The organism is Streptomyces virginiae (assembly GCF_041432505.1).
GTDB lineage: Bacteria > Actinomycetota > Actinomycetes > Streptomycetales > Streptomycetaceae > Streptomyces > Streptomyces virginiae_A.
The window spans coordinates 7090881-7102050 of record NZ_CP107871.1 but is presented as its reverse complement, the minus strand read 5'-3'; the positions used below and the strand labels follow the sequence as shown (position 1 = coordinate 7102050).

At 72.7% G+C, this 11170-nt stretch carries 12 protein-coding genes; 4 read left to right on the top strand and 8 right to left on the bottom strand.

Annotated elements, in window-relative coordinates; genetic code table 11:
* Positions 1–222 precede the first annotated feature (222 nt).
* Complete coding sequence (locus OG624_RS32845; RefSeq protein WP_371640140.1) at positions 223–1548, top strand: GNAT family N-acetyltransferase; 1326 nt, start codon at positions 223–225, stop codon at positions 1546–1548.
* A gap of 153 nt (positions 1549–1701) precedes the next feature.
* Positions 1702–2301, top strand: a complete 600-nt coding sequence (gene idi / locus OG624_RS32840) for an isopentenyl-diphosphate Delta-isomerase (protein ID WP_033219956.1) — start codon at positions 1702–1704, stop codon at positions 2299–2301.
* Positions 2302–2351: 50 nt separating this feature from the next.
* Here idi and OG624_RS32835 read toward each other — a convergent pair whose 3' ends face one another.
* Both OG624_RS32835 and OG624_RS32830 read right to left on the bottom strand, forming a co-directional pair.
* Positions 2352–2846, bottom strand: coding sequence for an ATP-binding protein (locus tag OG624_RS32835; RefSeq protein ID WP_202506106.1), 495 nt, complete (start codon positions 2844–2846; stop codon positions 2352–2354).
* Positions 2847–2976: 130 nt separating this feature from the next.
* Positions 2977–3654: an HdeD family acid-resistance protein gene (locus OG624_RS32830; RefSeq protein ID WP_371588806.1), complete on the bottom strand. Its 678-nt coding sequence runs from the start codon at positions 3652–3654 to the stop codon at positions 2977–2979.
* Positions 3655–3740: 86 nt separating this feature from the next.
* Here OG624_RS32830 and OG624_RS32825 point away from each other — a divergent pair, with 86 nt between their 5' ends.
* A complete protein-coding gene (locus tag OG624_RS32825) occupies positions 3741–4499 on the top strand; it encodes an enoyl-CoA hydratase/isomerase family protein (RefSeq protein WP_161291274.1) in 759 nt (252 codons plus the stop codon).
* 10 nt (positions 4500–4509) lie between these two features.
* Here OG624_RS32825 and OG624_RS32820 read toward each other — a convergent pair whose 3' ends face one another.
* Positions 4510–5139, bottom strand: coding sequence for a DJ-1/PfpI family protein (locus OG624_RS32820; protein WP_033219963.1), 630 nt, complete (start codon positions 5137–5139; stop codon positions 4510–4512).
* Between the two features lie 84 nt (positions 5140–5223).
* Positions 5224–6195, bottom strand: coding sequence for a GlxA family transcriptional regulator (locus OG624_RS32815; protein WP_266353944.1), 972 nt, complete (start codon positions 6193–6195; stop codon positions 5224–5226).
* A gap of 100 nt (positions 6196–6295) precedes the next feature.
* On the opposite strand from OG624_RS32815, the gene OG624_RS32810 reads away from it, so the two are divergent.
* On the top strand, positions 6296–7933 hold the full coding sequence (locus OG624_RS32810) for an ABC-F family ATP-binding cassette domain-containing protein (protein WP_033219967.1): 1638 nt from the start codon (positions 6296–6298) through the stop codon (positions 7931–7933).
* Here OG624_RS32810 and OG624_RS32805 read toward each other — a convergent pair.
* The 4 genes from OG624_RS32805 to OG624_RS32790 are packed head-to-tail and all read right to left on the bottom strand — an operon-like array spanning position 7920 to position 10948.
* On the bottom strand, positions 7920–8498 hold the full coding sequence (locus OG624_RS32805; protein WP_371640139.1) for a hypothetical protein: 579 nt from the start codon (positions 8496–8498) through the stop codon (positions 7920–7922). The genes OG624_RS32810 and OG624_RS32805 overlap by 14 nt on opposite strands.
* Positions 8495–9274: an SDR family NAD(P)-dependent oxidoreductase gene (locus tag OG624_RS32800; protein ID WP_033219969.1), complete on the bottom strand. Its 780-nt coding sequence runs from the start codon at positions 9272–9274 to the stop codon at positions 8495–8497. The genes OG624_RS32805 and OG624_RS32800 overlap by 4 nt, the downstream gene beginning before the upstream one ends.
* An 8-nt stretch (positions 9275–9282) precedes the next feature.
* A complete protein-coding gene (locus OG624_RS32795) occupies positions 9283–10458 on the bottom strand; it encodes an MAB_1171c family putative transporter (RefSeq protein WP_051763224.1) in 1176 nt (391 codons plus the stop codon).
* Positions 10448–10948 (bottom strand): ImmA/IrrE family metallo-endopeptidase, encoded by a 501-nt coding sequence (locus OG624_RS32790; RefSeq protein WP_033219974.1) that lies wholly within the window; start codon positions 10946–10948, stop codon positions 10448–10450. Before OG624_RS32790 ends, OG624_RS32795 begins: the two co-directional genes overlap by 11 nt.
* Positions 10949–11170 lie beyond the last annotated feature (222 nt).

Genomic DNA, 11170 nt, shown 5'->3' with positions numbered 1-11170 from the left:
CATCATTGACGATCACGGCGCGGTACCACAAACGGCCCGGATGTTACGGTGGACACGCCCCTGAACGTGTCGAGTGGAAAGAGGTGGGTTGATGACCGTCGTAGTGGTCGCGGCCATGCGCAGCGAACTCCGGTACATCTCCCCTTCCTTCCGGGCATCCGGCCGGGCCTGATCACACAGCTGGGCCTCGTCGGCCGGAGCCCCCGTTCCATAGGGTTCACGTTGACCGACCGCAATTCCTTCGACGACTCCGTCGACCTCAACGGCGCCGACGCCTTCACGCACGCCTTCTTCGCCCTGCACCACGGCCTGCCCCGGCAGGCTCCGGGCTCCGACGCGAGCACCCGCCACCTGTTGTCCCTGTGCGGACCGCTGCCCGAGCGGCCGCGCGTCCTCGACCTGGGCTGCGGCCCGGGCCGCAGCGCACTGCTGCTCGCCGCCGAGGCGGGCGCGGCCAAGGCGGCCGGCGCCGAGGTGACCGCCGTCGACCTGCACGCCCCCTTCCTCGACGAACTCCGTGCGGCCGCCGCGGCGCGCGGTCTCGCCGACCGGGTCCGCATCGTGGAGGCGGACATGGGCGCCCTCCCGGACGAGGGCTTCGAGGACGGTTCCTTCGACCTCGTCTGGGCGGAGGGTTCCGCCTACATCCTCGGCTTCGACGCCGCGCTCGCGCGGTGGAAGCGACTGCTCGCCCCGGGCGGCACCCTCGTGCTGACCGAGTGCCAGTGGTCGGTCGCGAGGCCGTCCGCGGGCGCCCGCGCCTTCTGGGACCCGCACTACGCGCTGCGCACGACCGCCGGCAATCTCGCGGCCGCCCAGGCGGCCGGGTACCAGGTGCTCGGCGTGCACGAGCTGCCCGACTCCGACTGGGCCGAGTACTACGGCCCGCTCACCGAGCGGGTCCGTACCCTGTCCGGCACCGGTGGCCCGGCGATGGCGCGGGCCCTGGCCGCGACGCGCGAGGAGCTCGACGTACGGGCCCGCCACGGGCACGAGTACGGGTACACGGGCTACGTCCTGCGCCCGGTGAGCGCCGGGGACGGCGACGCCTGGCCCGCCCGGCCGGAGACCGCGGCCGACATGGCGGCCGTACGGGCGGTGAATCTGGCGGCGTTCGGAACTCCGCTGGAGGCCGACCTCGTGGACGCGCTGCGTGTCGACGAGGCCTGGCTGCCCGGGCTCTCGTACGTGGCGCAGGCCCCGGACGGTTCGGTGGCGGCGCACGCCCTGCTGACCCGGTGCGAGGTCGGCGGCGTCCCGGCGCTCGCGCTCGCCCCGGTGGCGGCCGATCCGGCCCTGCAGCGCTCGGGTGCGGGCAGCTCGGTCGTACGGGCCCTGCTGGCGGCGGCCCGGGAGCGCGGGGAGTCACTGGTCCTGGTCCTGGGGCACCCGGAGTACTACCCGCGCTTCGGCTTCGTGCCGGCGTCGCGCTTCGGTATCCGGGCCCCCTTCGAGGTGCCCGACGAAGCCATGATGGCGCTGGTGCTGGACGACTCCCGCCCGGTGCCGGTGGGAACGATCAGCTATCCGACCCCGTTCGGAGTCTGACGCGCACACAACGTCATATGAACGACACGTGAGGTGATCCGCCCCTCGTCGCCTAGCACGCGACGGGGGGCGGACATGCGTGGATCTCCGAAGTGGGGACAAGCCTCTTTTGTACGGCAGACTGAAGGTCGAAGTCCGAAGCGAAGGATGGGTATGCCGACCACACCAGCCACCGCCGCGAACAGCGCGTCCAACGGCACCGGTACTCAAGAACCGATCATGCTCGAACTGGTCGACGAGGCCGGCAACACCATCGGCACGGCGGAGAAGCTCTCCGCCCATCAGGCGCCCGGCCTGTTGCACCGGGCGTTCTCCGTGTTCCTCTTCGACGAGCAGGGCCGTCTGCTGCTCCAGCAGCGGGCCCTCGGGAAGTACCACTCCCCCGGCGTCTGGTCGAACACCTGTTGCGGTCACCCGTACCCCGGGGAGTCTCCGTTCGCGGCCGCGGCCCGTCGGACCCATGAGGAGCTGGGCCTGTCGCCCTCCCTGCTCGCGCAGGCGGGGACGGTGCGCTACAACCACCCGGACCCCGCTTCGGGTCTGGTGGAGCAGGAGTTCAATCACCTGTTCGTGGGACTCGCGCAGACCGTCGTACGGCCGGATCCGGAGGAGGTCGAGGCCACCGCCTTCGTGACCGCCGAGGAACTGGCGAAGCGGCACGCCGAAGTGCCGTTCTCGGCCTGGTTCATGACCGTGCTGGACGCGGCGCGGCCCGCGATCCGCGAGCTGACCGGCGACGCGGCGGGCTGGTAGCCCGTACGCCGTCCCGTTCTCCCGCTGTCCGCCCGCCCGTCGGCCGCCGCTCAGCCGGCGGTCGGCCGGGCGGTGAGCGGCAGGGCCGCCCAGATCACCTTGCCGCCGGTCGAGGTGTGCTCGACGTCGCAGACCCCGCCGGCCTCCAGGGTGATCTCCCGGACCAGGAGCAGGCCGCGGCCGCCGGTCTGACCGAAGTCGGCCTCCAGCGCCTTGGGCCGGTAGGGATGGTTGTCCTCCACGGCCACCCGCACCCACTCACGGCCGATCGCGACCTCGACCGCGACCTCCGGCGAGAGCAGGGCGGCATGCCGGACCGAGTTCGTCACCAGCTCGGAGACGATCAGGAGCAGGGAGTAGACGAGGTCCTGATGGGCCGGCACCCCCTGGCGCCCGAGCAGGTCCCGGACCGCGCGGCGGGCCTGCGGAACGGATTCTTCAACGGCGGGCGCGGTGAACCTCCACACTCCCTCGTAGGCGAGGGGGTCGCCCGGAGCCTCCACCTCACCCGCCTTGGCTGGCGGGACGCTCCCGCTGACATCCATCTTCCGTCCCCCGTCTTCGCGCTCGATCGTCTCCACGCGACAAGAGTGGTGAACGGGCCGGTCCGGACCCGACTGCTGACCAAAAGTCAGCGCCTATCGGACACTTTCTGACCGCCGGCGTATGACAGAGTCAGTTGTTCGACTGTTCCTGATCTTCTGTCGGTCGCTTCACGGCCGCCTCGCCCGCCGGCTCCGCCGCGGCCACCCCCGCCGGAGCCTCGTCCTCCCTGACCAACCCCAGGATGCGCCGGGAACCCATGCCCATGGCCACCAGGCTCAGCCCGTCGAACAGCAGGGCGAGGGAGAAGAACGTTCCGATCACGTACAGACTGTTGCCCGGCCAGTTGGAGAGGATCAGGAAGCCCAGCAGGATCCCGAAGGCGCCCTGGACGACCGCGAGCCCGAAATTGGCGCCGCGCACGACCAGCGCCCCGACCAGCCGGAACACCCCGGCCGTGAGGAACAGCAGCGCCGCGAACATGGTCAGTGCCTCGGCGCCCGCCTCGGGGCGGCGCAGGATCACGAAGCCCGCGGCCAGATTGATCGCGGCGACGACGACGGCGAGCCAGAAGTAGTTGCTCCTGCGCGCCTGGACGGCCTGCAGCAGGCCCACCACACCGCCGAGGAGCAGCAGCCAGCCGAAGAGGAACATCGAGGTGAGGGTGGCCACCCCCGTATAGACCAGGCCGACCAGGCCGGCCAGCACCAGGATCACCCCGAGGGCCGTCATCAGCGCGAAACTGCGGTTGAGCTTCTTCTTGTCCCGCTGCGGTTCCGGGCCTCCGGCCTTCGCACGGTCTGCGCCCATGGACGTGCCACCTCCTCGCACCCCCGAGGACTCCCTTGATCATAGGTATGACCGCGCGGGATAGCATCCGGCGCATGGACGCAGCCCTGGACGCACAGCTCCTGCACACGGTCGCCGACGGGGTGGCCACGGTCGTCATCTCGCACCCCGCCAAGCGCAACGCCATGACCGCCGCCATGTGGCGGGCGCTCCCGGAGCTGCTGACGGGCCTGGCGGACGATCCGGCCGTACGGGTGCTCGTGCTGACCGGGGCCGGACCGACCTTCTGCGCGGGCGCCGACATCTCCTCCCTGACCGGGGACGCCGGCGCCGCCGGGGCCGAGGACCCGCGAGCCCTGGCGGTGACCGCCGAGGAGGCCCTGGCCGCCTTCCCCAAGCCGACCCTGGCGGCGATCCGCGGCTTCTGCGTGGGCGGTGGCAGCCAGCTGGCGGCCGCCTGCGACCTGCGCTTCGCCGAGGAAGGTGCCTCGTTCGGGGTGACCCCGGCCAAGCTGGGCATCGTCTACCCGGCGTCCTCCACCCGCAGGCTCGCGTCCCTGGTCGGCCCGGCCTGGGCCAAGTACCTCCTCTACTCCGCGGAGCTGATCGGCGCGGAGACGGCGCTGCGCGCGGGGTTCCTGAACGAACTGCTGCCGGCCGGGCAACTGGACAAGCGGGTCGTGGAGTTCACCCGGATCCTGGCCACGCGCTCGCAGCTGACGCAGGCGGCGGCCAAGGAGTTCACGGACGGCCGGACCGACCGGGACGCGTACTGGGAGGACCAGGCCGCCGGGAGCGCGGACACCGCCGAGGGGGTCGCCGCGTTCCTGGAGCGCCGGGCCCCCCGCTTCACCTGGACACCGTGACGGACGGCCCTCAGCCGGGCGTGCCACCGCCCCGCAGCATCGCGACGAGGGCGGCCGGGGCCTTGTCGGGCGAGCCGGCGTCGTAGGGCGGCCGGGGGTCGTACTCGGTCATCAGCTGCACGGCTTGGGCGAAGTCGTCACCGGCGATCCGGCCGAGCAGGGTGAGGCCCATGTCGATCCCGGCGGACACCCCGGCGGCCGTGACGTACTTCCCGTCGAACACCACCCGCTCGCCGGTGGGCTCGGCCCCGTGGTTCGGCAGCTGGTCCAGGTACAGCCAGTGGCTGGTGGCCCGCCGGCCGTCGAGCAGCCCCGCGGCGGCCAGCAGCAGGGATCCGGTGCACACCGATGTCGTCCAGGTGGTGGTGGCGTCGACGGCGCGCAGCCAGTCCATGACCACGGGGTTGGCCATCTCCCGGTCGGGATGCGGCCCGCCGGGCACGATCACGATGTCGGGGCGGGTGACCTCGTCGAGCCCCTTGTCGGCGACGAGCGCGAGCGAGCCGTTGTCGGTCCGCACGGGCCCCGGCCGCTCCGAGACGAAGACGACCTCGGCGTCGGTCAACCGGCCGAGGGTGTCGAAGGGCCCGATGGCGTCGAGGGCGGTGAAGTGGTCGTAGAGCAGTACGGCGATCTGCATGGCTCCTCCGGAGCGTCGGTCCGAACACGGCTCCGCCCGCGTGGGGCGGTTCTCTCTCTTCTTCCGGGTGCGCCGGGGCGGCGCTCAGGGGCCCGCCGTGCCGAAGCGGCGGCGGTACTCGGCCGGCGGCTGACCGAGATTGCGTACGAAGGCCCGGCGCAACGCCTCCGGGTTCCCGTAACCGCAGGCCCGGGCGATCTGTGCGATCCCTTCCCCGCTCTCCTCCAGCAGCCGCCGGGCGTGGTCCACCCGGACCCGTTCGACGTACCGGCCGGGCGTGACCCCGGTCTCCGCCTGGAAGGCCCGCGCGAAGTGCCGCGGCGAGAGCCGGGCACGGGCGGCGAGGTGCTCGACGCCCAGCTGCTCCCCCGGGTGCTCGCTGATCCACTGCTGCACGTCCCGCAGCGGGTCCCGGCGAGCCGTCTGGGCGGCCAGCTGCGCGCTGAACTGCGCCTGGTTGCCGGGCCTGCGCAGGAACACCACCAGGTGCCGGGCGATGGTCAGGGCGACGTCCTGCCCGTGGTCCTCCTCCACCAGCGCCAGGGCGAGGTCGATCCCCGCCGTGACGCCGGCCGAGGTGGCCACCGGTCCGTCCCGTACGTAGATCGGGTCCGGGTCGACGGTGACGGCCGGATAGTCGCGCGCCATCCGCTCGCAGGCGTTCCAGTGCGTCGTCGCCCGCCGCCCGTCCAGCAGCCCCGCCTCGGCGAGCAGCAGTCCTCCCGTGCACACGGAGACCAGCCGCTCCACGCCTCCCCCGTGGGTCCGGAGCCAGTCGGTGAGCCGGGGCTCGAAGTCCGCCGTGAACCGTCCCCCGGGGACCAGCACCGTGGTCCCGGGCCCCGGCCGGGCGCTCTCCAGCTCCCCGTCCGGCACCAGCGTCAGTCCGCTGCCGGTGCGGACGGGCTTCCCCTGCGGGGAGACGGTCCGGATCGTGTACCCGGCCCGCCCGGGAAAGTGGGCGAGCGCGGCGAACACCTCCACCGGGCCGGTCACGTCCAGGCTCTGGACCCCGTCGTAGAGGAGGACGAGCACGTCGTGCGGCGATGACCCCATGGCTTCATGGTGTTCCGCCCCCGCGATGGCCGCAATGACGTGCTTCCCACCTATCCGGCCATGCCGGGCGTCGTCCGGGCGCGGATAGGATCGGCACATCATGACTGCAACCCTCGTCGCCAAGAAGCTCACCGCCGCGCACGGTGAGCGCACCCTCTTCGCCGATCTCGACCTCGTCGTCGCCCCCGGCGACGTCATCGGCCTCGTCGGCGTGAACGGCGCCGGGAAGTCCACCCTGCTGCGGCTGCTCGCCGGGCTGGACACCCCCGAGACCGGGGAGCTGCGGCTCTCCCCGCCCGGCGCCGCCGTCGGCCACCTCCCGCAGGAGCCGGAGCGTCGGCCCGAGGAGTCGGTCCGGGAGTTCCTGGCACGCCGTACGGGTGTGGCCGCGGCCCAGGCCGAGCTGGACGCGGCGACGCAGGGCCTGGTGGACGGGACTCCGGGCGCGGACGACGCGTACGCGACCGCGCTGGACATGTGGCTGAACCTCGGCGGCGCCGACCTCGACGAGCGGGCCCAGGAGGTCGCCGACGAGCTCGGGCTCGCCGTCGGTCTCGACCTTCCCATGACGGCGCTCTCCGGCGGCCAGGCGGCCCGCGCGGGCCTCGCCTCGCTGCTCCTGTCGCGCTACGACGTCTTCCTGCTCGACGAGCCCACCAACGACCTCGACCTGGACGGTCTGGAGCGGCTGGAGCGGTTCGTCAAGGGGCTGCGGTCCGGCACGGTCGTCATCAGCCACGACCGCGAGTTCCTCACCCGGACGGTCACCAAGGTCCTCGAACTCGACCTCGCCCAGCAGCAGATCAATCTCTACGGCGGCGGCTACGACTCCTACCTGGAGGAGCGCGAGCGCGCCCGCAGCCACGCCCGCGAGGAGTTCGAGGAGTACGCGGGCAAGAAGTCGGCGCTCGAAGGCCGGGCCCAGATGCAGCGCAACTGGATGGACAAGGGTGTGCGCAACGCCCGCCGCAAGGCCTCCGACAACGACAAGATCGGAAAGAACCTGCGCGGCGAGTCCAGCGAGAAGCAGGCCGCCAAGGCCCGCCAGACCGCCCGGGCGATCGAGCGGCTGGAGGTCGTCGACGAGCCCCGCAAGGAGTGGGAGCTGCGCATGGAGATCGCGGCGGCCCCGCGCTCGGGGTCCGTGGTGGCCACCCTGCGCGAGGCGGCCGTCCGCCGCGGGGACTTCTCCTTCGGCCCGGCGAGCCTGCAGATCGACTGGGCGGACCGGGTGGCGATCACCGGGGCCAACGGCGCCGGCAAGTCCACGCTCCTCGCCGTCCTGCTGGGCCGGCTGGCACCGGACTCCGGGTCCGCCACCCTCGGCTCCGGTGTCCTGGTCGGCGAGGTGGACCAGGCGCGCGGCCTGTTCCTCGGCGACGAACCGCTGCTCGAAGCCTTCTGCGCGGCGGTCCCCGAGACCGAGCCTGCCGAGGTCCGCACCCTGCTGGCCAAGTTCGGCCTCAAGGCGGCGCACGTCCTGCGCCCGGCGGGCACCCTCTCGCCGGGTGAGCGCACCCGGGCGGCGCTGGCCCTGCTCCAGGGGCGCGGGGTGAACCTGCTGGTCCTGGACGAGCCGACGAACCACCTCGACCTTCCGGCGATCGAGCAGCTGGAGGCCGCGCTCGACGCCTACGAGGGCACCCTCCTGCTGGTCACGCACGACCGCCGGATGTTGGACGCGGTGCACGTGACCCGCCGCCTGGAGGTCTCCGGCGGCAAGGTCACCGAGCTCTAGGCCGACTCCCCGAGGCGTCCCGCCGGGCACAGCGTTCGCGTGCCTCGCGTACCCGCCCGGCGGCCTCCTGGTCGTCGGGCGGCAGCCAGGTGGCGAGCAGCTCGCCGGCCGCGATCAGCTCCGCCCGGTAGCGGGCCGGGTCCCCGCGCTCGCGGACCGGCAGGCCGACGAGGACGGTGTACGCCTCGGGCAGGCGGCCGGTGTCCAACTTCCGGCCGATGCTGAAGGCCGCCCCGCTCGCGATGCCGCCCAGGGCGCCCATGGACCGGCCCAGGAGCCGGCGGACCCGCTCGCCGGGCTCGTCCAGCGCCACGTGGACGTCGAACGCTCCGATGAGGTCGAGGAGTTCCCCGAGGAGCTCCTCGTCCCCGGGGGCGAAGTCGCCCCACAGTTCCTCGGCGCCGCGCAGTCGCTGCTCCGCGTCGGCGCGTGGGATGCCGAGCGCGTCGCACACGACCAGGGCGGTGTCCTGGAAGTCGGCGCCGACCGCGAGTGCGGCGTACACCGAGGTGGGCGGCAGCCCCGATGCCAGGGCCTCGCGGGCCCGCTCCACGGTCGTTCTCATGCGGTCGGGTCCGCCGGGGCCCGGCGCTTGCGGGCCATCCTGGCGGCCACGAAGGTGCGCGGGAGGTGCCGGACGGCGAGGGCGTAGGCGCGGTAGCGGAGGCCGGTGACGCTGACCGGGCGGCGCAGGGCGAGATCCTTCAGGGCCTGGGCGACCACGGCCTCCGGCTCCAGCCAGACCGCGTCGCGCAGCGCGCTGACGTCCATCCCGGCCCGTTGCTGGAACTCGGTGCGGGTGAAGCCGGGGACCACGGCCAGCACCCGGACCCCGTACGGTGCCATGTCCACCCGGAGCGACTCGCTGAAGGCGGTGATCCAGGCCTTGGCGGCGCCGTAGGTCCCGGTCGGCAGGAGTCCGGCGACCGAGGAGACGTTGAGGACCGCGCCCCGGCGGCGGGCGCGCAGGCCCGGCAGGAGGGCGTGGGTGAGCCGGAGCGGGACCTTGACCAGGAGGTCGAGCATCCGCTCCTCGTCCTCGACCGGGCTGTACGGGAAGGGCGCGGGCAGCCCGAAGCCCGCGTTGTTGACCAGGATGTCCACCGGCCGGGCCGACGCGGCGAGCCGCTCGGTGACGAGCGCGCAGTCCGTCGGGTCCAGCAGGTCGGCGGGCAGCACCTCGGACGCGGTGCCGTATTCCCGGGCCAGTTCGGCGGCGACGGCGTCGAGCCGGTCCTTGTCGCGGGCGACGAGGACCAGGTCGCAGCCCTTGGCGGCGAAGCCCCGGGCGAATGCCGCGCCCAGTCCGGCACTGGCGCCGGTGATCAGTACGGTGGTCACGACGTGTTTCACTTCCTTGTGGTGGCGGGCGCGGCGTACGCCTGGGCGACGTCGACGAGGAACCGGGCCTCGTCCGCCAGGTCCCCGCCCTCCTGCGAGGTGTGGATCGCGGCGGGCAGTTCCAGCGCGGCCGCCTCGCCCGGCTGCCCGGGCGCTCCGTCGAGCTTGGCCTGCCGGGCCTCCTTCAGTACGCGGGCCAGCGCGGCGGCGGTGGCCCGCTGCTCGGGGACCCCGCGTCCGGTGACCTGCCCGCGGGCCTCTTCCATGGCGCCCGGGGCCACGTACTCGCCCAGGATGAGGATCGCGTCGCGGGTCTCGATGACCTTGCGGTACACGAGCAGGTTGCGCGGGACCGGCGGCCACAGCAGCTCCATCACCCGCCAGGCGCGCGGCTTGTTGAGGGCCACGTGCGGCACCGCTTCGACCAGGTCGCGCCACAGCGGCCACAGCCGCCAGGTCGTGGCGATGTCGGCGCAGGTGCGGCGGAGCGTGAACAGGGTGGGCACGAGGATCGCGGCGGCGCGCAGCAGGCCGTGCAGGTTCATGAGCAGCGGGAGGGCGGGCATCGCCCAGGTGCTGCCGAAGAGGGCCTTGAGCAGGTAGGCCAGCCAGAACAGTCCGGCGAGGGCGGTTCCGAGGCCGAAGAGCCGCAGACCTGCGGCCAGGCCCCGGCTCTCGGTACGCCGGCTGTAGCGCCAACACAGTGCCACGCAGACGATGTTGGCGACCACATGGGCGGAGATCAGCACGAGCCAGTAGGCGAGGGAGGGCACCGGGTCGCCGACCGGGGGCATGGTGTGCGTGCCGTGGTCGGGCGCCGCCGCGTCCAGGGCGACGAGGGTGGTGAGCCAGGCCACGGTGGCTACGCAGGCGGTGAGTTGGAGCTTGCGGCCGCGGGTGGTGGCGGCGACGAAGTAGAGCACGGCGCCGGCCGACAGCACGCCGATGAGGTTGCGGACGAGGCCGATGGTGTGGGCGTAGCCGGGGCCGCGGCTCATCGCGTACGCGACCACGTCCGGGAGGTTGAGGGTCATCGCGGCGGCGGCGGTGGCGACGGCCAGCCACAGGCCGCGCTGTTGCGGGGAGCGCAGGGCTCCGGGGGCGCGGAGCAGGACGGCGGCCCACAGGCACACCACGCCGGGGACGGCGAGCCAATTGCCGAGGTCGGTCAGGTCAGTGGCCATCGGTGCCCCGCTCGTACCCCATGGCCGACTCCAGCCGGGCCAGGGTGCCGCGTGCGCCGTTCGCGGACCGGGGTGCGAGGTTCGCCGTGCGGATGCGGATCATGCTGGCGAGCATCTCCGCCTCCTGCTCCTGCCGGGTGGTGTAGTTGGTGCGCCCGAGCACCACGGGGGCGTGCCCGTCGGTCTCCTCCCCTTCCAGGGAGTGGTGGCCGAAGAGGATGTGGCCCAGCTCGTGGAGGACGATGTGCTCCCGGTGCAGAGGGGTGGTCTGCGCCTCGTAGAAGACGTAGTCGACGCTGGCCGTGCCCACCCACAATCCGCAGACTCCTGACTCGGCCGCCTCCTTGGGGAGCGGGTGGAGCCGGATGGGGCGGCCGCGCCGCTCCGCGATCCGGCGGCACAGGTCGTCGAGGGAGAACGGATGGGTCAGATCCAGATGGCCGAGAATCTGCTCGCACCTCTTGCGAATGCTGAGTTGCCGGTGGGGCATGTGATCCCTCTTCGGACCCTTTCCGGGGCAACGGTGGTAGGCGTGTGTGGGCATGGGCATGACGTCCTGTGCCTTCGAGGCGGCCTCGGGGAATACGGTCCTGAGGGGAAAACGCGGAAGCCCGTCCGCCGAGTGACGAACGGGCGTTCCACCATGCCTACAGATCTTGTACGCGAGTTGGCAAGGCAAGTCCCCAGGTGGGGAAGCTATTCGGCCACTCCG